Here is a 22,040-nt window from a genome sequence, read left to right as displayed (position 1 = left end):
AACTGCTCTTTTTTTGATTTATCATAGCACATTATAAAGTACTCTCAACTTTAATTTGTTACACTTTTAAACAAAAAAATCATGCCTTTATACCACAAATTAGGGATTTTTCCTCAAAAAAGACATACACAATTCGAAAAACCAAATGGTGGTTTGTATTACGAACAACTCTTTGGCACAGAAGGATTTCACGGTAATTCGTCCTTATTGTATCATGTTCACAGGCCTACGCAAGTCAAGGAAATTCTCAATTCTTATTCGGTGGAACCAAAAATTGCCATTGGAAAAAACATCAAATCATTACTTTTAAAAGGTTTTGAGTTAAAGCCCGAGGACGATTTTCTGGACAGCCGCAAAGCCATGTTGGTCAATAAAGATTGTATCATTGGATTAGCCGCACCCAGACAATCATTACGCAGTTATTTCTATAAAAATGCCGATGCCGATGAAATGATTTTCATTCATAAAGGCAAAGGAAAATTGCGCACCATGATGGGAAATATTCCTTTCGAATATGGAGATTACTTGATTATTCCTCGTGGAATGATTTATCAAATTGATTTTGAAACTTCGGAAAACAGGTTGTTTTACGTCGAATCATATGCGCCTTTTTACACGCCAAAACGCTATAAAAACGAATCAGGTCAACATCTAGAACATTCGCCATTTTGCGAACGCGACTTCATTTTGCCAAACGAGTTAGAAACGCACGATGAAAAAGGTGATTTTCTAATCAAAATCAAGAAAGAAGGAATGATGCATGAAGTCGTTTATGCCACGCATCCCTTTGATGTCGTAGGTTGGGACGGTTATAATTTTCCATACGGATTCAGTATTCACAATTTTGAACCCATTACAGGTCGGGTACACCAGCCACCACCAGTTCATCAAACTTTCGAAACTTCAACTTTTGTCGTTTGTTCGTTCGTTCCACGATTGTACGATTACCATCCAAAAGCCATTCCGGCGCCTTACAATCACAGTAATATTGATAGTGATGAGGTTTTATATTACGTAGATGGGGATTTCATGAGTCGCAACAATATAGAACAAGGTCATATCACATTACATCCAAAAGGAATTCCTCACGGACCGGCGCCAGGTGCTATGGAGCGCAGCATTGGTCATACAGAAACCCACGAATTAGCGGTTATGGTGGATACCTTCCGCCCTTTAATGGTCACCGAAGAAGCGATGGGATTGGACGACGGCCAATATTATAAATCTTGGGTAGAGTAATTAGGAGCTATTTCCTGCTGTACGCTATATCTTTTCCTGGCTAAAGAAGCCAGAAAAAGGTAATTGCGAGAGCAATTCGACCATCAGGGCTAGGGCTTTAGAGTAAACAACAACATAATTTTAAATTAATAAATCCGTGTACATCTGTTTTATCCGCGTCATCCGCGTTCCAAAACTAGCAATACCGAATCAAAAAATAAATCACAATGAGCAAAGAACTTAAATCAGTAGAGTACGGACTAGAAAAAATATTCGAAGGAGCGCAAGATTTCCTTCCATTATTAGGAACCGATTATGTAGAATTCTACGTAGGAAACGCAAAACAATCTGCACATTATTATAAAACCGCTTTTGGTTACCAGTCATTGGCGTATGCAGGATTAGAAACCGGAGTACGAGACAGAACATCGTATGTGCTGAAACAAGATAAGATCCGCATTGTATTAACCACGCCATTAACACAAGATTCTCCAATACACGAACATTTGAGAAAACATGGTGACGGAGTAAAAGTGGCTGCGCTTTGGGTCGAAGATGCCACAAGCGCATATGAGGAAACAATGAAACGTGGTGCGCGCGCTTTTATGGAACCAACAGTCGAGAAAGACGAATTTGGAGAAGTAGTACGTTCCGGAATTTACACGTACGGGGAAACGGTTCATATTTTTGTAGAACGAAAAAATTATAATGGTGTTTTCCTACCTGGATATAAGGAATGGAAATCCGATTACAATCCAGAGCCAACCGGATTAAAATATATAGACCACATGGTAGGAAATGTGGGTTGGAACGAAATGAATACATGGGTAAAGTTCTATGAAGACGTAATGGGATTTGTGAATTTTCTTTCTTTTGATGACAAACAAATCAATACTGAATATTCCGCGTTGATGAGTAAGGTAATGTCAAACGGAAACGGAAGAATCAAATTTCCAATCAACGAACCTGCTGAAGGAAAGAAAAAATCGCAAATCGAAGAATATTTAGATTTTTACGGTGGACCTGGAATTCAACATATCGCTATTGCAACGGATGATATTATCAAAACGGTATCTCAATTGAAAGCGAGAGGAATCGAATTTTTATCCGCTCCACCGCATGCCTATTACGAGGCCGTTCCGGAGCGATTGGGTGATCACATGAAAATGATGAAAGAAGATTTGAATGAAATCGAGAAACTAGCTATTATGGTCGATGCCGATGAAGAAGGATATTTATTGCAAATTTTCACAAAACCGGTGCAAGACAGACCAACCTTGTTTTTTGAGATCATTCAAAGAATGGGTGCCAAAGGTTTTGGTGCAGGGAACTTTAAAGCGCTATTTGAATCAATTGAGCGAGAACAACAATTGCGAGGAACGTTATAAAAACCGATTATTTTTATATATAGTGAAAAAAAAACCGATGAGTAGCATGTTTTTTTGTAAATGTTGTGTTAAACTTTATTTTTAACAAATATAACTGAATTTGTTAGCTACCTTTGCACTCGCAAAAAGGGAAGGGGTGGTTTCCTTCCTAATTTCATATAAATTTCATAGTTTATAGTTTTTTGGTTAGTTAATAGCATAAAAACTCAGTCATTTTTTGACTGAGTTTTTTTGTTTTGATATATTTGGAACAAAATTTGATCGTGCAGTCAATAAATTGACAAATTAAGTAATGAAAAAACTAATCTTATTCTTTGTATTGATTATAACAGTAAGCTTTGATTCTCCTCAGGAAGATGCTTACGACGTGGGGGAATTTTTTAAATTCAGAATACATTATGGAATAGTGAATGCTGGATATGCAACATTAGAAGTAAAAGATGCAACGATAAATAATAAAAAAACTTTTCATGTCGTTGGGAAAGGTTATACCACAGGAATGTCTCGGTTTTTCTTTAAAGTAGATGATTTATACGAAAGCTACATTGATAAGGAAACGAGAAATCCATACCGCTTTGTTCGAAAAATTGATGAAGGAGGCTACACTAAAAATCAAGAAGGTTTTTTCAATCAGTCCGTCAATAAAGTTGTCGTAAAAGATTACAAACACAAAACCGAAAAAACGCTTTACGTTCCAAAAAATACACAAGATATTCTTTCAACATTTTATTACCTAAGGAATCATCCTAATATTGATAAGTTAAAAATTGGGGAATCAGTGGCAATTGACATGTTTTTTGATGATGAAAGTACTAAATTCAAGCTAAAGTTTATTGGAAGGGAAGATATTACCACTAAATTTGGCGTTGTTCCGGCAATGATTTTCCGACCCTTGGTACAATCAGGACGTGTTTTTAAAGAGCAAGAAAGTCTTACGGTTTGGATCTCGGATGATGACAATAAAGTGCCATTGAGAATAAAAGCTAGTTTGGCAGTTGGTTCAATTAAAGCAGATATAGATGCTTATAGAGGTTTGAAAAAACCTTTTAAAACAAAACAATAATGAGCAATAACGGCAATTCAGAAGCTATTTTAAAAGAAATTGAGCATAAATATGAAGCAATAAATCAAAAAACGGAGACGCAACTCGAAGGGTTATTGTGGTCAAAACCAATTACATATTGGGATTATATCCAAACGGATGCTTTATTGAATCTTCAAATTCAAAGAACCACGCTACCTGACGAAATGGTTTTTATCATGTACCATCAGGTTAATGAATTGATATTCAAAATGACACTGTGGGAAATGAGGCAAATTTCTTATTGTGAGGCTATTAATACGGTTTTTTTTACCGAAAGATTAATGCGAATCAGTCGTTATTTTGATATGTTAACCACCTCTTTCAGCATTATGGGAGACGGAATGGAAGTGGAACAGTACATGAAATTTAGAAATACACTCACACCTGCGAGTGGTTTTCAGAGTGCGCAATATCGCCTAATAGAATTTTCTTCGACTGACCTAATAAATCTTATTGACCACCGTTATAAAGATACAATTGACAGAAATACCTCTTATGAGTTTGCACTGGAGCATTTGTATTGGCAAGCCGCCGGTAAAGATTATCACACTGGAAAAAAATCATTTTTACTGCAGGAATTTGAAAAAAAATATAAGAAGGAATTCCTGGCTCACATGGAGGAATACAATACCATAAACATTTGGCAAAAATTTAAACAATTGCCGGAATTGGATCAAAAAAATCCCGAATTAGTTCAAGCGATGCGTCATTATGATCACACGGTGAATATTACTTGGGTAATGCAACATTTAAATACAGCAATAAAATACATTGATCAAAGTGGAAAAGGAGATGGAGAAGCTACTGGTGGAAGTGACTGGAAAAAATACATGCATCCAAAATACCAGAGAAGAATTTTCTTCCCGGAATTATGGAGTAGCCATGAATTAGAAAATTGGGGAGTAGAAATGTAGGTTGAATTAAAAAACAAGGTTTGAAACAAATATTTATAGTTATAATAGCAATATTTTCTTTAGTATCATGTAATAAAACGGAGGAAATAAAGGAGGAAAAAGTAGTAAAACTTATTCCTAAAAAAAGTGAGTTTGGGTTCGTATATGCTGATTTTAATGTCGTTCACGACACTATAAAAAAAGGAGATACTTTTGGGACCTTGTTAGAAGAGCAAAATATTGGAGAGCGAGAAGTATATGATATTATCGCTAAAGTCAGGGATAGCTTTGATGTGCGAAGCATTAGGATAAATAAACCCTTTACAGTCCTTCGGTCAAAAAACAAAAAGCATGAATTACAGGTTTTTATCTACCAACCTGATAATTTAAGTTATTATGTAGTTGACTTTCGCGATACAGCGGTCGCTGTTTACAAAAAAACAAAACCAATTACCATAAAGCGACGCACTATTGGTGGCGTTTTGAAAGAATCATTGTCAGAAACTTTAGGCAATGCCAAGATCGAAGGGGCGTTAGCTAGTAAAATAACCAAAATATACGCTTATTCCATTGATTTTATGAAGCTAAAAAAAGGCGATCGTTTTGCGATAACTTTTACTGAACGGTTTATTAATGATACTGTTTATGATGGAGTGGAAGAACTGGAAGCTTCGTTTTTTGAATACAAAGGAAAAATTATTTATGCATTTCCTTTTGCTCAGAATTCGAATAAAATAGATTATTACGATGAACAAGGGAAAACACTGAAAAATTTCTTTCTTAAATCTCCAATAAAATTCAGCAGAATATCCTCTCGATTTTCCACAAGTCGTTTTCATCCGGTACAACACCGCTGGAAGGCACACAAAGGAACGGATTATGCGGCACCACGCGGAACTCCTATCACAGTTACGGCAGGAGGTGTTGTAGAGCAAAGTGGTTTTACGGCCGGAAACGGGAATTTTGTAAAAGTAAAACACAACGGAACCTATTCTACACAATACCTGCACATGTCAAAAATATTAGTCAGACGCGGACAGCGTGTTAATCAAGGACAGGTCATTGGTTTGGTAGGAAGTACTGGTTTGGCAACAGGTCCACATGTGTGTTATCGATTTTGGAAAAATGGTAAGCAAGTTGATGCGCTAAGGCTTAAACTGCCTACTGGCGAACCCATGGGCGGGATTAACAAAAGTCGTTTTCTGGAACAAATAACACCTTTAAAATTTCAATTAGACAGTGTTGCTAATTTATAATTTAACAATACATACCTCTTTAAAAATATATTTAGCTTAAAAACTGAAATGCTTCTGGTAATTATAGATGGTCACTATTTAGTGTTTTTCGCGCTAAATTGTGATATAGTTGAAAACTAATTTACCGTTAAAACTAATTTCAGTATTTTTGCCAAATTTAAATAATACTACAAAACACCTAATTAATGGCTTTAAATACGATAAACCCAACAGAAACAAATGCTTGGAAGAAACTTGAAATGCATTACAACGAAATGCAAAAAGCTTCAATGCAAGAATTATTTCATTTGGACGCAACTAGAACTGAAAAATTCAATTTGAAATGGAATGATTTTTTAATTGATTATTCAAAGAATATTATTAATCAAGAAACACTTCAGTTGTTATTAGAATTGGCAGACGAAGTTGGACTTAAAAGCGCTATTGCAGAATATTTTGATGGTGCGATAATCAATCAAACCGAAAATAGAGCAGTGCTTCATACCGCATTGCGAGCGCAAGAATCAGCAGTTATAAATGTTGATGGAAACAATGTAATTCCGGAAATATATGAAGTAAAAAATAAAATAAAAGAATTTACAAATGAAGTTACTTCGGGTGTAAGAACGGGTTACACAGGAAAACCTTTCACGGATGTCGTTAACATAGGTATTGGAGGTTCAGATTTAGGGCCTGCTATGGCAGTTGAAGCATTGCAATTTTACAAAAATCATCTTAATGTTCATTTTGTTTCAAATGTTGATGGTGATCATGTTAATGAGATTATAAAAAAACTAAATCCGGAAACTACCCTTTTCGTGATTGTTTCTAAAACATTTACTACACAGGAAACATTGACTAATTCTGAGACCATCAGAAAGTGGTTTTTATCCCGAGATTTCGGGACAACTGAGGAAGATATTGCTAAACATTTTGTTGCGGTTTCTACCAATATGCAAAAAGTAACTGAGTTTGGGATAAACCCAGACAATGTATTTCCTATGTGGGATTGGGTTGGAGGAAGGTTTTCTTTATGGAGTGCCGTTGGACTTACGATAAGTTTAGCCGTAGGATACGATAATTTTGATGAATTGCTACAAGGAGCTAATGAAATGGACGAGCATTTCAGAACTGCTAATTTTGATCAAAATATGCCAGTTACTTTAGCATTATTAAGCATTTGGTACAATAATTTTTTTGGTGCCGAAAGTGAAGTTTTAATTCCATACACACAGTACTTACAGAAATTAGCCCCTTATTTGCAACAAGGAACGATGGAAAGTAATGGTAAAAGCGTGGGGCGTGATGGGAAAACTGTCAACTACCAAACCGGAACTATTATTTGGGGCGAACCAGGAACGAATGCACAACATGCTTTTTTTCAATTAATTCATCAAGGGACAAAATTAATTCCTGCAGATTTTATCGGTTTTGTAACTCCTTTGTATGGAGACGATAATCATCATAATAAACTTATGTCTAACTTTTTTGCACAAACGGAAGCGTTAATGCACGGAAAAACCGAAGCACAAGTTCAGGCAGAATTTGATAAACAAGGAATTTCAGATGACAAGGCTAAATTTCTTTTGCCGTTTAAAGTTTTTACTGGAAATAAGCCTACCAACACTATTTTAATTCAGAAATTATCTCCAAAAACTTTAGGTTCTTTGATTGCTTTGTATGAGCACAAGATTTTTGTACAAGGAATTATTTGGAATATTTTTAGTTTTGATCAATGGGGAGTTGAGTTAGGAAAACAATTGGCAAATTCTATTTTAGATGAAATTAATACGAAAACAGTTAAAGGTCATGATAGTTCTACAGCCTTTTTATTGAATTATTTTCTTGTTAATAAGTAGTTTTGCAAATGCAAATTGTTTTTATGGTTTTATAAATTTTCACGCAATTTTGCTTTTTGGCTCTATTTTTTAGGATTTTATAAGATTCAAAAGCCCTGATTTTAATTAAATCAGGGCTTTTTTATGGATAAGTAGCTCTATTATAGTAGTTTTTTTTAAAATATATATCATTTGCTTTAAATTATCATATTAATTTTTTTTATCAAAAAATTAATAAAAAATCAATAAGATGATTGATATTATATGTTTTTAACAAAAAACATGTATAAATCATTTTAAGAAAAAATTCCCGTTGAAAAAGATGCTATTCTTAACGTTGTGTTAACTTTTTAATATAAAAATGTCATATTTTTGCTGGAAATTAATAAACTAAACAAAAAAGCAAAAATGAAAAGAATTATTTTTATTTTGATTATTTTTTTATCAGTTGTAGGTCATTCGCAAGTTACTAATTCTGCTATGTCTGGTACTGTTAAATCTAACACTGGAGAAACTCTTCCGGGAGCTTCAGTTGAGGTTGTTCACAAGCCAACTGGAACTAAATACTTTTCTACTACAGATAGTAATGGAGGGTATGCAGTCCAAGGACTTAGACCAGGAGGGCCATATACAGTTAAAGTAACGTACGTTGGTTACAAAACAACGGAAATTACGGAAATTAATGCTCCTTTAGGAAGTAATTTAACTGTTAACATTGTTGTTGCAGAAGAATCAAATGCATTAAAAGAAGTAGTTGTAATTTCAACGAAATCAAACGGGGCTTTCAATAAAGGAAAAACCGGTGCATCGCAACAATTTTCCAACAGAGAACTTACGGCTATCCCTGTTACAGGGTCTAGATCAATAAATTCAATTACGAAGTACAACGCGAATGCTGGTGGTGGAGGTTCCTTTGGAGGACAGGATTCAAGATTAAATAATTTTACAATTGACGGATCGGTTTTTAATAATGGTTTTGGACTTGGAAGCGATGCTCAAGCGGGAGGAAGAACTGGATCTACTGCAATTTCATTAGATGCAATTGAACAATTACAGGTAAGTATAGCGCCATTTGACGTTCGTCAATCTGGTTTTACAGGTACCGGAATTAATGGTGTTACTAGAAGCGGTAGTAATGAAATTGAAGGTTCTGTTTATGCTTCAACTAGAAGTAATAAAAAAGAATTTGTTGGAACTAAAGCCGGACAAATCAGAATTGTACCAGCTACGTTTGAAGAGAAAATATTGGGTGCGAGAATTGGTGCGCCAATCATCAAAGATAAATTGTTTTTCTTTGGAAACTTTGAAACGGTTGATAATACGAGTCCAGCCACAACTTGGACTTCCACAGGTTCTCCGCAATCAGGAGCACAAATATCTGCTCCTACATTTCAACAAATGCAAGATCTTTCTACTTTTATGAAAGACAAATTCAATTATACAACTGGACCGTGGGAAAATTATAATTCAGAAAGAGTTTCTAAAAAGTTTCTTGCTAAAATTGATTGGAACATAAATGATAATAATAAATTTTCTGTTCGTTACGTTCATCATGATTCATCTTCTGATGAATTAACATCTAATTCAAATTCGTTAGGATTTGGTAACAGAAGAACAAATGTAAATTCAATGTCATTCAAAAATAGTGGCTACACTATTCTTGATAACACTAGGTCTATCGTTGTACAATTAGATAGTAAATTGTCTGAATCTTGGAGTAATAATTTCATAGGAGGTTATGATAAACAAATTGAAGATAGAGGTTTGCAAGGTGGTGGTTTGTTTCCTACAATTGATATTAAAAACGGACAGCCAAATGCGCTTCCTGCTGCCGGATACTCGGTAGGTAATTTAAATTTTATTTCAGTTGGTCTAGATCCTTTTACTCAAGGAAACAAACTTAGTTATTCAACATTACATTTTACAAATAATCTAACCAAAACAATAGGTAAACATACGTTGTTATTTGGAGCTAATTATGAACATTTTAATTCGAGTAATTTATTTTTCTCGGGTTCCAACGGAGTTTTTATCTTTAATTCATTGGATGAGTTTTACAGTGCTGCAAATGAAACAGTTGCGTTGAATGGAGCGCCGTCGGTTACTAATTTACCAGTTAGAACTCAATTTAGATATTCCGCTTTACCTGGAGGTAATGAACCATTACAGATTTTGAAATCTGATAAAATTGACCTTTATTTTCAAGATGATTTTAAAGTTAACGATCAGTTGAAAGTTACTATTGGTTTAAGAGGATCTAGAGTTTCGTTTGTAGATACAGCACTTGAAAACCCTGTTGTTACTAATTTAAGTTTTGCAAATGGGCAGAAATTTAATACTGGAGACATGCCAAATTCTCAATATTTATTTGAGCCAAGAGTTGGTTTCAATTTAGATGTCACAGGAGATGCTAAAACAATAGTTAGAGGAGGTTCTGGAATATTTTCAGGAAGGCCGCCACTTGTGTTTTTATCAAATGCAATCGGTAACAACGGAGTTCTTACTGGTGTTGTTGATGCAAGTGATGATAATGTTGGCCCAGGAGGTTATGGTTTTACTGCAAATCCTAGTCAATATTTTACGCCTTCAACTCCAACTTTACCTTCAACACTTGATTTGGCTTTTACCGATAAAAAATATAAATTTCCTCAAGTTTGGAAAACTACAATTGCCTTGGATCAAAAATTACCTTTTGGTTTTATAGGAACTGTTGAGGGAATCTTTAGTAAAAATATTAATGAAACAGCTTATAATAATGCAAATTTTGAAAATCCAGTAGGAACACTTAATGGTCCTGATCAAAGACCTTTGTTTGCAGGAAATGATAACGGTATTCGTATTAATAATAATGTTACAAACGCAATTGTATTAACAAATACCGATAAAGGATATTTTTATTCTTCTACAGTGAAATTAGAGTATCCTTACCGAAAAGGTTTATGGGGTTCGTTTGCTTACACGCATTCTCAAGCCAATGATTTGCTTTCTCCAGGGTCTACAGCATCAGGAAGCTGGAATGGAGTGCGTTCAATTAACGGAAACAATGATCAGGTTTTAGGATTGTCGAATAACAATACTCCACACAGAATGGTAGGTATTTTTGGTTATAAAATTGAATATGGGGGTAAAGCTGGAGCTGCAACTTCTATTAACTTAGGGTACATTGGTGAGCAATCTAGTTCATTTACTTATTTATATGGTGGTGATGTAAATGGAGATCGTATAAATGGAAATGATTTATTATTTGTACCTAATAAAGCAAGTGATCTTCGTTTTGTTCCGATATCTCAAAATCTAGGTGGATCATCAATAGTGTTGTATACTGTTGCTCAGCAAGAAGAGGCTTTTGATAAATTTATTGATCAAGACCCATATTTGTCTACTAAAAGAGGTCAATACGTTGACAGAAACGAGAACGTATTGCCTATGCTACACAGAGTCGACTTGTCAGTAACGCAAGACTTTTTTATTAAAATTGCAGGTAAAAAGAATAGTTTTCAATTTAGAGCTGATATTTTAAACTTTACTAACTTAGTAAGTCGTAACTGGGGAGTTTCGCAAAGATCTACGGTTTCAAATGGAGCGATATTAGCGGTTTCTCAAGCAGCAAGTGCTACAAACAATTATATCCCAGGATATACATTAGCTTTGCAAACAGATAACCAAGGTAGAAGATTTTTAACAAAGGATACTTTCCAAAAAAACGCATCTATTTCTGATGTTTGGCAAGCTCAATTTACCCTGAGATATACTTTCGGAAATTAAAAAAAATAAAAAAAATTAAAAAACAGCGTAAAAAAAGTTTATAAAATAAAAAATAAAAAATCATGAAAATAAAAAATCAAATTCTGTCTTTTGTAACAATTCTAATTGTCGCTCTTGTGACATTTTCTTGCACTAATGATGAACCTAAAGAGGTAACTCCTCTGAGTTCTATAGTAGCGATAGCAAAAGCAGATCCAGCAAATTTTAGTATTTTAGTTGACGCATTGAAAAAAACAGGTTTAGACGTAACTTTGAGTAGTCCGGGATCATACACTGTTTTTGCTCCAACCAATGCTGTTTTTACTGCTGCGGGTATTACAAGTGCTAGTATCAATGCTATGGTTGCTCCAGCTGATAATACAGCAATTGCTAACTTAAAGCTAGTTTTACAAAACCATGTAATTGGAATTGGAACTAGATCTGCAGACTTAGTAGCAGGTGGTACTTTTAAGACCTTTGCATTTTATAAATCAACAGCTACCGCAACTTCAGGAGCTAACTTGAATTTATTTATAAGTAAGGTAGGTAATGATGTTGTTTTAAACGCTGGTGCTTCAAATGGAGGTGCTAAAATTACCACTGCGGGTACTGAAGCAAGCAACGGAATTGTTTATGCTATTGATGGAGTATTGAAATTGCCAACAATTGTTAATCAAATTGTTTCAAATCCAAGTTTATCTTCTTTGCTAGGGGTGGTTACAAGTACCCCGCAAGCGTCAGTATTAACTGTTTTAAATGCCGCTACTGCAGTTGCGCCGGTAACGGTTTATGCACCAAATAATGATGCGTTTACTGCGGCTACAGCAACTGGAGGTTATTTAGTTGGTAAATCAAATGCTCAAGTAACAAATATTTTAAGATATCATTTAGAAAATGGTAATAAAACGGCAAGTTTAGCTACTTCATTTACTTCTTCTACTGCAACAGCGGATGTTTCGGTTACAACTTTGTTTACTCCAAATAAATTTACAATTTTATTGGGTACAGTAAAAATAAAAGATATTGTAGGAACAAGTAATGGTACAATTAAAACAATAAATATTCAAGGTACTAATGGTGTAATTCAAGTAATAGATAAAGTATTACAACCATTTTTATAATATTGTACTCAAAATTTTTTAAACTGCCCAAAATTTATTTTGGGCAGTTTTTTTTTAAAGATTAATTTTTAATCCACTTTAACGGTTAGTGAAACGTGGTTTTTTTATGCCTTTTTTTCTTATATTTGTTAAAACAAAAACAGTATTTATGTACGATTTAATTCAAAAATTTCATTCAGGTTGGGCTTATTTAGCACTTTTAGTATTAGTGGTTGCTGTGGTTAACTCCTTTATCGGGATGTCTTCTAAAAAAGATTTCACTTCAAAAGATCGAAAAATTGCATTGTTTGCTTTAATAGCGATTCACATTCAATTATTAGTTGGTATCATTTTATACTTTGTGTCACCATTAGGTTTAGCTTCATTTGGACAAATGGCTGACAAAGCATTACGCCTAACGTCTTTAGAACATCCATTGATCAATATCATTGCGATTGTTCTTATTACAATTGGTTGGTCCAAGCATAAAAAGTTAATGACAAGCGAATCTAAATTTAAAACTTTTTCTATTTTTTACGGTCTAGGTTTATTACTTATTTTGAGTAGAATACCATGGAATATGTGGTTATAAAAACCGAATAAAGCTCTAGAAATAGGGCTTTTTTTATCTAGGTATGGTTTTTGTTTTACTAGACTAAATTAACAGAAAATATTTATGAAAAAATCAATTACTTTATTTTTTTTACTGACATTTATAAGCATACTAAGTAGTCAAAGTACAATCAGACAGAAAACGTTAATCCAAAAAGACTCAATCAAAAAGAGTAAACTAGTATTAGAAAGTCAAGACAAGAAAATTGATTCTTTAAATAATGCATTAAGCGTTTTTAAACCTTTTAAAAGAGAGGCACATGCATCATATTATGCCGATAAGTTTAACGGAAGAAAAACTACAAGTGGAAGAAAATTTGATAATAATAAATATACGGCGGCACACAAAAAACTCCCTTTTGGAACAAAAGTAAGAATTACCAATGAAAAAAATGGCAAATGGGTAATCGTCGAGATTACTGATAGAGGCCCTTTTGTAAAGTCCAGAGAAATTGACCTTTCAAAACGAGCGTATATGGATATTACTTCCAATAAAGGTAGCGGAGGAATGTTAGTCACGATAGAAGTAATGACTAAATAATTACCAGCTTTTGAAAGGATTATTGCTTAAGTAAGCATTGTAATACCGAATGTCGCCGGTTAGTTCAGTACCCAACCAATCTGGTTTTTCAAAGGTCAACGTTTCAGAGTTAAGCTCAATTTCTGCCACGATCAATCCTTCATTGTCTCCATAAAATTCATCTACTTCAAAAACATGATGGCCCTTTTTTATTTCAAAACGGGTTTTCTCAATCACACCTTTTTCACATAAAAGCAATAGCATTTGAGCTTCTGGTACCGGAATTTCTTTTTCCCACTCAAATCGGGATAATCCTGTATCATTTGACGCTCCTTTGATCGTCAGAAATCCTTTGTCGCCTTTTATGCGAACGCGAACCGAACGCGCTGGATTTGAATTTAAATAGCCTTGTGCGATGTGGTTTTTTGCAAAAGCTTCCGTTTTGAATGAATCATCTTTTACTTTAAATTTTCTTTCTATTTCAATCATTTTAGTATTTTTTATAAATAGCGTCTGCTAATTTTTTTGTTTTATCTCTTCTCTTGCTTCTGACTTTTTAGTTCAATTTTTAGTATTTAAAAAAAGGACTTCTTGGATTGCTCTGTTTTTAACTTTCAAAAGAGTGCTTTTTAATTTAAAATTTAACGTATAGTTGTATGGCATCGTAATTCAAAGGTATCAAAATATTTACTTTAATAAATTTTGATTCCTGAGTCTGTCTTATAAGCCGTAATTTTATGAATAAGTAACAGTAGTTTGTTTTCTGATTTGTATTTTTACAAAAATTGAACTAATACGATGAAGGCATTTTTCAAAGCAAAACCAAAGCCAACTATTGCTGGGCTTTTAACGGAGTTTTTTAGCGAAGCGCAGTCTTGGCGTGAAACAAATGATAGTTTGGAGCCTTTAATAGAGTTGATTCGGTTGATTCGACCTGTAAAAATCAAAAATGTGCAAAGGGTAGATTTACAAGAAATCATTTTATTTTTGAAAGAAAATTATTCGTGTCGAGAACAGTTTTTTACTTATCTTAAAGAAATTTTAAAAGATAAAAAGTTCAATAAAATTCTTGCTGATGCGGCAATTCTTCAGGATGTAGATTTTATTTTTGAAGTAAAAAAAAGGATTTTCGCGAAATTATTGCCGTATCAACCCCAAAAAGATACTTTAGAATATATTCTTAATCAGGTTTTTTATTTAGCGAATGACGGGATTTGGATCAACAAAATTCCATTAAGTCAGTTGGAAGAATTATATAATCTTCTGAGGTTTAAATCCATTTACGACAGTACAGAACCAAACTCAGTTTTATCGGAATTATTAGTTTCCATGCATTTAATTACACAGCGGATCAGTGGTCGTGCGATGGAAACTGATGTAATTAAAATGGTACCGGAATATGATGATCTTGAAAGTCCTTTTTCAGCTTTTGAAAAGGAATTATTCCTAATTGAAGAGCGGATTAGAAGTTCAGATAGTCATTATATCGCGCCGGATGATTTATCGTATGCACAGCTGCTGGTTTTGCATAAACAATGCGTAGAATTTGTAGATAGAGCATTTCATAACAGTTCAAAATATGGAATTTCACTTCGAGTGAACCAAAATTTATTAAAAATTAGACAGCAATTAGAACGCTTGAAATTTTTGATTTCGTTATTGATTGTCGGTAAAGAAAAAGACAAAAAATACAATGGAATTATATTGGCGTTGCGATTGATAAAATTCAATTGTTATAAAAATAATGTTCGAAAATTTATTGGAGAAAGCACACAATTGATTTCGTATGAAATCACACAACACACGGCAAAAACAGGAGAACATTATATTACAGAAAGCCGAAAAGAATATTATAAAATGTTCAAAACAGCATTGGGTGGAGGTTTCATTGTAGGGATTTTATGTGTTATCAAAGTGCTGCTCTCTAAAGCTGATACGAGCTTTTTTGGGCATGCGTTTTTGTATAGTATGAATTATGCATTTGGTTTTATTGCCATTTATCTTCTCGGTTTTACTTTGGCGACTAAACAACCAGCGATGACAGCTTCGGCTTTAATAAAAGCATTGGAGGAAGGCGTGATAAAAAAAGGAAAAGATTCTGAAAAGTATACCGCTTTCGCTATTCTTTTTGCACGCGTATTTCGTTCTCAGTTTATCGCATTTGTAGGGAATGTTATCATGGCTTTTCCTGTTTCATTACTCGGAATTTGGCTTATAGATTATACAGCACACTACAATATTGCGGCTACTAAATGGGAAAGTTTACTGATCGACATTAGTCCAATTCATTCCCCAGCTGTTTTTCATGCGGCGATAGCAGGATTCTTTCTGTTTTTATCTGGGATTATTTCAGGGAGTGTTGCTAACAGAGACAAACACAATCAAGTTTATTTCAGGATTACAGAGCATCCTTTCTTGAAAAGAAATTTAGGAAAAGCTAAAACTTTGAAATTAGCCGAACTGTATGAAAAAAGAGGAGCTGGAATTATTTCTAATTTTTGGTTTGGTATTTTTATGGGAAGTACGGCTTCGGTAGGATTGTTTTTAGGATTGAATCTTGATATTAGACACATCACTTTTGTAAGTGGTAATCTTGCCTTAGGTCTCTATGGAGCAAATTATCAAGTAAGCAACTCTATGTTGTTTTGGGGTATTTTTGGAATTGGTGTTATTGGAGCGATTAACTTTATCGTAAGTTTCAGTCTTTCACTGGGACTAGCCTTTCGTTCCAGAGCAATCTCTTTATATGAATTACGATTTGTTACCGTCTCCATCTGGAATCATTTCAAATCAAATCCTGTCAGTTTCTTTTTTCCGACAGAAAAGAAAGCTAAATCAGTTGTAGTCGAAAATTATTTGCACGTCGAGGACCGGAAAAATTCTTAGTGTGTCAGTAATTTGATAATAATAACGGTTGTGCAATGCAATTAAGATGCAGGAGTTAATTCTAAATAGAAAAATTATACACGTCGATATGGACGCTTTTTATGCCTCGGTGGAGCAGATGGATAATCCGTTTCTGAGAGGTAAGCCTATTGCCGTTGGGGGTTCTGACAGCCGAGGAGTTGTAGCAGCGGCAAGTTATGAGGCTAGAAAATTTGGAGTCCGAAGTGCAATTAGCGGAGTTTTGGCTAAGAAAAATTGTCCGGAACTCATTTTCGTTAAACCCCGATTTGACCGTTACAAGGAAATTTCGAATAAAATTCAAAAAATCTTTCACGATTATACAGATTTAGTTGAGCCATTATCACTTGACGAAGCGTATTTAGATGTTACTGTTAACAAAAAAGGAAATCCAAGCGCTACATTATTGGCAGCGGAAATAAGACAACGTATTTTTAAGGAAGTGGGTTTGACTGCTTCGGCTGGAATATCCATCAATAAGTTTGTAGCCAAAATTGCTAGTGACTACAATAAACCAAATGGACAAAAAACGGTTAATCCGGATGATGTAATTTCATTTTTAGAAGCGTTGCCCATTCGGAAATTTCATGGTGTAGGGAAAGTTACCACTGAAAAAATGTACCAACTTGGAATTTTTACCGGAGTAGAGTTAAAGAATAAATCTTTGGAATTTTTGGAAAAACATTTCGGAAAATCAGGTGCTTATTATTATCATGTGGTTCGGGGGATTCACAATAGTGAAGTAAAATCCAATCGCACTGCAAAATCAGTTGCTGCGGAACATACTTTTGATGTTAATCTTTCTTCTGAAATTTTCATGATGGAGAAATTGGAAAGTATTGCTGCAGCGTTGGAAAAAAGGCTAAAAAAATACGATGTCGCTGGCAAAACAGTCACTTTAAAAATCAAGTATAGCGACTTTACTCAGCAAACCCGCAGTAAAACCTTGCCGTATTTTATTGCTGATAAAGCATTAATTCTCGAAATCGTTAAGGATTTGTTATTTCAGGAACGTATGAAAGATTCTGTTCGATTGCTTGGCATTTCATTAACTAATTTAAATACAGAGGAGAAAAAGTTTGTTGTAGTGCAGTTAAAATTTGATTTTTAGGTGTTTAAAGCATGTTCAACAATGGTTAAAGTTAGATAATTGCTGTTTTATCGTTACAAATAAATTTACATTTGTCTCTTTAAATCGATAAATCATGAGTAATTTTAAAGAATATGAAGATGCTATTGCGGTGTATCACAATGGTTTAAACGTAAAGACAGCTCCAATTTTCTGTTGGGATTTTCACAATGAATTTTTGACTGAAGTAAAGAGCTTTTTTTTGGATTTAAATAAATTAAATTCAATTGCTTCCAAAAATAAATGGGTTCAGAATAACTGGGATTTAAAAAGCAGTCTCAGAGATGAAGTTGTAGTTGTCACTGATGCAAGATTAAGCATTGTTTTTGCTTCACACAACATCGTTAAAATGAATGGCTATTTAGAACAGGAAGTATTGGGTAAAAGCCCAAAGATGTTTCAGGGTGAAGCAACCAATCACATTACTTCAAATGAAATCCGATTAGCAATATTAGATCAGCAACCTTTTGAGAAAGTTGTAATGAATTATAAAAAGAACGGAGAAGTTTATGCTTGTCTGATAAAAGGATATCCTGTTTTCAACATCAAAGGCGAATTGAGTCATTATATCGCTTTTGAGAAAGCTGCATAAAAGAGAAAACCTTTCCAGTCTGGAAAGGTTTTCTCTTTTTATATAAATATATAGGTTAGTTTTTACTGTTCAATTTAGATAGTAATCTTAAAAACTCAATATACAACCAAACTAATGTAATCATTAATCCCATGGCGCCATACCATTCCATGTATTTTGGCATTTTTTGTTCAACTCCTTTTTCAATGCGGTCAAAATCTAAGAATAAATTTAGAGCTGCGATGATAATCACAAAAACGCTGATGCCAATGCTCATCAGGGAGTTTCCATAATGAACGGGAACAAAACTGGTAAACATGGAGAAAACCCAAGATATAAGATAGTAAGTGGCAATAGCTAACGTAGCTGCCACGACAACTGATTTAAATTGCTCCGTTACTTTTACAATTTTATATTTATACAAACCCAGACAAACCATAAAAGTTACAAAAGTTGCTCCAACCGCCTGAACTACAATTCCAGGATATCTGACTTCAAATATTGCCGAAATTCCACCGATAAATAATCCCTCAAACAGCGCATATCCTGGAGCTAGATAAGGGGAATATTGTGGTTTGAAAGCAGCGATAAGTACTAAAATTAATCCAACGACAGCTCCACCAATAGCGGCAACCAATGGGTTCATTCCGTTAAAAGTCAGCCACCAGATTACGGTTGCAGATGCGGTAAGAAGTAAAAATAAGATTAAACTTTTATTAATAGTGCCAGACAAAGTCATTTCCTCATTATAATCTATGATCGTTGCATGATGTGTCTCATCTCTTTTTGAAACTGCAGTTGACGAAAAAGTTTTATTGTTTAAAAATGGATTTTTAGAATTTAAACTCATAATTTTTAGGGTTATTTGTTGTTCAAATATAAATTTTATTTTGCATAAGAAGGTGTAATTACTCTTAAATTTTTGTAAACTAAAATCATTGTACGTGGAATATTGCATAAAAAAAATCCGTCTTATTTCGTTTTAAAACGAGACAACACGGAAGGTATTTAAACAGTTTTAAACTATTCTATTTCAGAAACTCTCAAGGTATTGACCATTCCTTTATCTTTGATAGGCATTGCTGCTAAATTGATAAGGAAATCTCCTTTTTGTACAAAACCTTTTTGTTTTACAATTTCGTTGATGTCAGTTACGGTATCATCGGTACTTACATCTTTGGTGTACATAAAAGATTTTACGCCCCATAATAAATTAAGTTGAGTAAGAATTCTTTTATTGGATGTAAATACTAAAATATGTGCATTTGGTCTCCAAGCTGATATTTGAAAAGCCGTATAACCACTATTTGTCAATGTACAAATTGCTTTTGCTTTGATTACATTTGCCATGCTTGCTGCGTGATGACAAATTGTTTTAGTGATAAAACGTTTTGTTTTTATCTGTGGTGTATTTTGTGGAACCTGAATCAGCGGAGAATCTTCTACTGCTTCAATGATTTGAGTCATTTTTTGAATTACCTGAACCGGATAATTACCAGTTGCTGTTTCTCCAGAAAGCATTACTGCATCTGCACCATCCATAACTGAGTTTGCAACATCATTCACCTCGGCACGCGTTGGTGTAAGGCTGGTAATCATAGTTTCCATCATCTGTGTAGCAACGATAACTGGAATACGAGCTGTTTTAGCTTTACGAATCAATTCTTTTTGAACAAGCGGAACTTCATGTGCCGGAAGTTCTACTCCTAAATCTCCTCGGGCAACCATCAATCCATCGCAATAGGCAACAATCTTGTCGATATTTTCTAACGCTTCCGGCATTTCTATTTTTGCAATAATTGGAATTTTATAATCTGAATGTTTTGCGATTAAATCCTGCAAGTCTTGTAAGTCTTGTGGTGTTTTTACAAATGATAATGCAATCCAGTCTACATTTTGTCCAATTGCAAAAATAGCATCAGCAATATCTTTCTCGGTCATTGCGGGAAGCGATATTTTTGTATTCGGTAAATTAACTCCTTTTTTAGATTTCAATTCACCGCCTTGAATTACTCGTGCAATGACTTCTGATTTCTTATCAGTCTCCACAATTTCAAAAATAAGCTTCCCATCATCAAGCAAAATTCTTTCCCCTGGATTTACATCATTTGGAAAGTTTTGGTATTTCATGAACACTTTCTTTGCAGTTCCAAGTATATCTTCGGCGGTGGTAAATGTAATTAGATCACCGTCACGCACTACTACACCTTCTTCCATAACTCCTACACGAAGTTTTGGGCCTTGTAAATCTCCTAGAATCGCTGTGGTGTACCCAAACTCTTCATTTAATCCCCGTATCAGATTTATTTTTTCTTTTACATCTTCATAATCAGCATGTGAAAAATTTACTCGGAACACATTTACGCCTGCGTCAATCATGTCTTTTATGATTTCTCTTGTACTACATGCAGGCCCAAGTGTGGCTACAATTTTAGTTTTTTTGTTTGTAAGCATTGATATTAAAAAATTAAATTGTTTTTAGATTTGATTTTATTTGTATCTACAATATAAACAGTTGATATGCTGTCTATGGTATTTAATAGGAGTTGTATATTGGATACGTTCATGGTATCGTCATTATTTTCAATTTTCAAAAAATAATCTACTTTTTTGAATTCAGGAAGTAAAAAGACTTTCGTAGCCACTTCCATTGTTACATCTGAAAATAGATTTGGAGTGTTTCCTTTTTTATATTGGATAACCTCGTTTTTATTTTGAATCAAATTCCAGGTAATGGTACTTTCTTTATCAATGTAATAAAATCTGGAAAAATTAGTCTCTCCTTCTTTTATATTGATTTGAATTTCATTCTCACTTTTACTTAGGTTTACAGGCAATTTTTGATTAATAAAAAATGCCAACCGATAGTCTTCTAAGGAAGTATGAATCGCAATAAGATAGTAATCTATTTTGTCAAATTCGCCAAGATCAAGTTTGTGAATAGCCATTTCATGAGGAAATAAGATGTAAATATAGTATTTCTAATGAAGTATGAAAGCCTCAAAACGGGATGTTTTTGTTAATTTATGAACGAAAACGATGTAGTTTTATGAATGTTAAGATTATTTTCTATCCATTTTTTCTTGAAATGCAAAATAAGCGCGTTGAGATGCTTTTTCTTCTGCTTTCTTTTTAGAGGTTGCTCTTGCTTTTGCAATTACCTTATCGTCAATGCTGAGTTTTACACCAAACAGACGTTGTCCGTCAATTGCATTGTCCTCAAAAATATCATAATGAAATATTTTTTTTTCTTTTTGACACCATTCGATAACCAGACTTTTATAGCTGATTACTTTTCCCTCGAGTCTTGCAATGTCAACATAGGGAACTACAACTCTCTTTTGAATGAATTTTTCGCAATACACATATCCTCGGTCTAGGTATATGGCTCCAACCAACGATTCAAAAATATTACCATGGATGTTTTCTCCAAAATGCTGAAGTGGCACTTTGCTTTCTATATATTGGACTAAATTCAGGTCTTTACCTAATTCGTTCAAGTGTTCTCTGCTTACAATTTTAGAACGCATTTTGGTCAAATAACCCTCGTCGCCTGCGGGTGCTTTGCTGAATAAATGAGCAGCAATAACGGAACTTAACATGGCATCTCCCAAAAATTCTAATCGTTCATAATTGATTGGATTTCCTAAAACATCTAAACGATTAGAGGAGCGATGAGTAAACGCTTTTTTATAAAAATCAAGATTTAACGGGGCAAATCCTAAAATTTTCTGAATAGAATCAAAAAAAATCCCGTCTTCTGGAGAACGGGATTTTGAAAATATTTTTCTGATTATACGCATA

General features: G+C 34.0%; 18 protein-coding genes. 13 read left to right on the top strand and 5 right to left on the bottom strand.

Annotated features, from left to right (window positions below; translation table 11 throughout):
• Positions 1-81 precede the first annotated feature (81 nt).
• From ACP7AQ_RS09085 to ACP7AQ_RS09040, 10 genes are all read left to right on the top strand, one after another.
• Positions 82-1,239: a homogentisate 1,2-dioxygenase gene (locus tag ACP7AQ_RS09085; RefSeq protein ID WP_426090683.1), complete on the top strand. Its 1,158-nt coding sequence runs from the start codon at positions 82-84 to the stop codon at positions 1,237-1,239.
• 206 nt (positions 1,240-1,445) lie between these two features.
• The gene (gene hppD, locus ACP7AQ_RS09080; RefSeq protein WP_426095235.1) at positions 1,446-2,606 is read left to right on the top strand and encodes a 4-hydroxyphenylpyruvate dioxygenase; all 1,161 of its coding nucleotides are present in this window, start codon (positions 1,446-1,448) and stop codon (positions 2,604-2,606) included.
• Positions 2,607-2,898: 292 nt separating this feature from the next.
• Complete coding sequence (locus ACP7AQ_RS09075) at positions 2,899-3,669, top strand: DUF3108 domain-containing protein (RefSeq protein ID WP_426095234.1); 771 nt, start codon at positions 2,899-2,901, stop codon at positions 3,667-3,669.
• Positions 3,669-4,604 (top strand): tryptophan 2,3-dioxygenase family protein, encoded by a 936-nt coding sequence (locus tag ACP7AQ_RS09070; protein ID WP_426095233.1) that lies wholly within the window; start codon positions 3,669-3,671, stop codon positions 4,602-4,604. The genes ACP7AQ_RS09075 and ACP7AQ_RS09070 overlap by 1 nt, the downstream gene beginning before the upstream one ends.
• 20 nt (positions 4,605-4,624) lie before the next feature.
• Positions 4,625-5,839, top strand: a complete 1,215-nt coding sequence (locus tag ACP7AQ_RS09065) for a peptidoglycan DD-metalloendopeptidase family protein (RefSeq protein WP_426095232.1) — start codon at positions 4,625-4,627, stop codon at positions 5,837-5,839.
• A 185-nt stretch (positions 5,840-6,024) separates the two neighbouring features.
• A complete protein-coding gene (gene pgi, locus ACP7AQ_RS09060) occupies positions 6,025-7,677 on the top strand; it encodes a glucose-6-phosphate isomerase (protein ID WP_426095231.1) in 1,653 nt (550 codons plus the stop codon).
• Between the two features lie 387 nt (positions 7,678-8,064).
• Positions 8,065-11,421, top strand: coding sequence for a carboxypeptidase regulatory-like domain-containing protein (locus tag ACP7AQ_RS09055; RefSeq protein WP_426095230.1), 3,357 nt, complete (start codon positions 8,065-8,067; stop codon positions 11,419-11,421).
• A gap of 62 nt (positions 11,422-11,483) precedes the next feature.
• Complete coding sequence (locus tag ACP7AQ_RS09050; protein ID WP_426095229.1) at positions 11,484-12,521, top strand: fasciclin domain-containing protein; 1,038 nt, start codon at positions 11,484-11,486, stop codon at positions 12,519-12,521.
• A 148-nt stretch (positions 12,522-12,669) separates the two neighbouring features.
• Positions 12,670-13,092, top strand: coding sequence for a hypothetical protein (locus ACP7AQ_RS09045; protein ID WP_426062754.1), 423 nt, complete (start codon positions 12,670-12,672; stop codon positions 13,090-13,092).
• A gap of 84 nt (positions 13,093-13,176) precedes the next feature.
• Entirely contained in the window at positions 13,177-13,653 is a 477-nt protein-coding gene (locus tag ACP7AQ_RS09040) for a septal ring lytic transglycosylase RlpA family protein (protein ID WP_426095228.1), read from the top strand.
• Here the strand turns inward: ACP7AQ_RS09040 and ACP7AQ_RS09035 are convergent, their stop codons facing one another.
• Positions 13,654-14,121 (bottom strand): CYTH domain-containing protein, encoded by a 468-nt coding sequence (locus ACP7AQ_RS09035; RefSeq protein WP_426095227.1) that lies wholly within the window; start codon positions 14,119-14,121, stop codon positions 13,654-13,656.
• Between the two features lie 309 nt (positions 14,122-14,430).
• Here ACP7AQ_RS09035 and ACP7AQ_RS09030 point away from each other — a divergent pair, with 309 nt between their 5' ends.
• From ACP7AQ_RS09030 to ACP7AQ_RS09020, 3 genes are all read left to right on the top strand, one after another.
• A complete protein-coding gene (locus ACP7AQ_RS09030; RefSeq protein ID WP_426095226.1) occupies positions 14,431-16,518 on the top strand; it encodes a recombinase in 2,088 nt (695 codons plus the stop codon).
• 46 nt (positions 16,519-16,564) lie between these two features.
• Complete coding sequence (dinB, locus tag ACP7AQ_RS09025) at positions 16,565-17,647, top strand: DNA polymerase IV (protein ID WP_426095225.1); 1,083 nt, start codon at positions 16,565-16,567, stop codon at positions 17,645-17,647.
• Positions 17,648-17,741: 94 nt separating this feature from the next.
• Positions 17,742-18,257, top strand: coding sequence for a PAS domain-containing protein (locus ACP7AQ_RS09020; RefSeq protein WP_426095224.1), 516 nt, complete (start codon positions 17,742-17,744; stop codon positions 18,255-18,257).
• Positions 18,258-18,312: 55 nt separating this feature from the next.
• Here the strand turns inward: ACP7AQ_RS09020 and ACP7AQ_RS09015 are convergent, their stop codons facing one another.
• From ACP7AQ_RS09015 to ACP7AQ_RS09000, 4 genes are all read right to left on the bottom strand, one after another.
• Positions 18,313-19,086 (bottom strand): Bax inhibitor-1/YccA family protein, encoded by a 774-nt coding sequence (locus tag ACP7AQ_RS09015; protein ID WP_426062760.1) that lies wholly within the window; start codon positions 19,084-19,086, stop codon positions 18,313-18,315.
• Between the two features lie 173 nt (positions 19,087-19,259).
• Positions 19,260-20,690, bottom strand: a complete 1,431-nt coding sequence (pyk, locus tag ACP7AQ_RS09010; RefSeq protein WP_426062761.1) for a pyruvate kinase — start codon at positions 20,688-20,690, stop codon at positions 19,260-19,262.
• 5 nt (positions 20,691-20,695) lie between these two features.
• On the bottom strand, positions 20,696-21,184 hold the full coding sequence (locus ACP7AQ_RS09005) for an IPExxxVDY family protein (protein WP_426062762.1): 489 nt from the start codon (positions 21,182-21,184) through the stop codon (positions 20,696-20,698).
• A gap of 114 nt (positions 21,185-21,298) precedes the next feature.
• The gene (locus tag ACP7AQ_RS09000; protein ID WP_426095223.1) at positions 21,299-22,039 is read right to left on the bottom strand and encodes a ribonuclease III family protein; all 741 of its coding nucleotides are present in this window, start codon (positions 22,037-22,039) and stop codon (positions 21,299-21,301) included.
• Between the last annotated feature and the right edge of the window lies 1 nt (position 22,040).

The sequence above is a fragment of the Flavobacterium sp. DSR2-3-3 genome, assembly GCF_049896585.1.
Taxonomy (GTDB): domain Bacteria; phylum Bacteroidota; class Bacteroidia; order Flavobacteriales; family Flavobacteriaceae; genus Flavobacterium.
The sequence above is the reverse complement of the archived record's forward strand: the minus strand, read 5'-3'. Positions and strand labels throughout refer to the sequence as shown.

Excerpts from the sequence above, each read along its gene's own strand:
- pgi (WP_426095231.1), top strand. The coding sequence starts at position 6,025 with ATGGCTTTAAATACGATAAACCCAACAGAAACAAATGCTTGGAAGAAA.
- ACP7AQ_RS09045 (WP_426062754.1), top strand. The coding sequence starts at position 12,670 with ATGTACGATTTAATTCAAAAATTTCATTCAGGTTGGGCTTATTTAGCA.
- dinB (WP_426095225.1), top strand. The coding sequence starts at position 16,565 with ATGCAGGAGTTAATTCTAAATAGAAAAATTATACACGTCGATATGGAC.
- ACP7AQ_RS09040 (WP_426095228.1), top strand. The coding sequence starts at position 13,177 with ATGAAAAAATCAATTACTTTATTTTTTTTACTGACATTTATAAGCATA.
- ACP7AQ_RS09050 (WP_426095229.1), top strand. The coding sequence starts at position 11,484 with ATGAAAATAAAAAATCAAATTCTGTCTTTTGTAACAATTCTAATTGTC.
- pyk (WP_426062761.1), bottom strand. The coding sequence starts at position 20,690 with ATGCTTACAAACAAAAAAACTAAAATTGTAGCCACACTTGGGCCTGCA.
- ACP7AQ_RS09030 (WP_426095226.1), top strand. The coding sequence starts at position 14,431 with ATGAAGGCATTTTTCAAAGCAAAACCAAAGCCAACTATTGCTGGGCTT.
- ACP7AQ_RS09000 (WP_426095223.1), bottom strand. The coding sequence starts at position 22,039 with ATGCGTATAATCAGAAAAATATTTTCAAAATCCCGTTCTCCAGAAGAC.
- ACP7AQ_RS09085 (WP_426090683.1), top strand. The coding sequence starts at position 82 with ATGCCTTTATACCACAAATTAGGGATTTTTCCTCAAAAAAGACATACA.
- ACP7AQ_RS09055 (WP_426095230.1), top strand. The coding sequence starts at position 8,065 with ATGAAAAGAATTATTTTTATTTTGATTATTTTTTTATCAGTTGTAGGT.
- ACP7AQ_RS09035 (WP_426095227.1), bottom strand. The coding sequence starts at position 14,121 with ATGATTGAAATAGAAAGAAAATTTAAAGTAAAAGATGATTCATTCAAA.
- ACP7AQ_RS09015 (WP_426062760.1), bottom strand. The coding sequence starts at position 19,086 with ATGAGTTTAAATTCTAAAAATCCATTTTTAAACAATAAAACTTTTTCG.
- ACP7AQ_RS09020 (WP_426095224.1), top strand. The coding sequence starts at position 17,742 with ATGAGTAATTTTAAAGAATATGAAGATGCTATTGCGGTGTATCACAAT.
- hppD (WP_426095235.1), top strand. The coding sequence starts at position 1,446 with ATGAGCAAAGAACTTAAATCAGTAGAGTACGGACTAGAAAAAATATTC.
- ACP7AQ_RS09070 (WP_426095233.1), top strand. The coding sequence starts at position 3,669 with ATGAGCAATAACGGCAATTCAGAAGCTATTTTAAAAGAAATTGAGCAT.
- ACP7AQ_RS09005 (WP_426062762.1), bottom strand. The coding sequence starts at position 21,184 with ATGGCTATTCACAAACTTGATCTTGGCGAATTTGACAAAATAGATTAC.
- ACP7AQ_RS09075 (WP_426095234.1), top strand. The coding sequence starts at position 2,899 with ATGAAAAAACTAATCTTATTCTTTGTATTGATTATAACAGTAAGCTTT.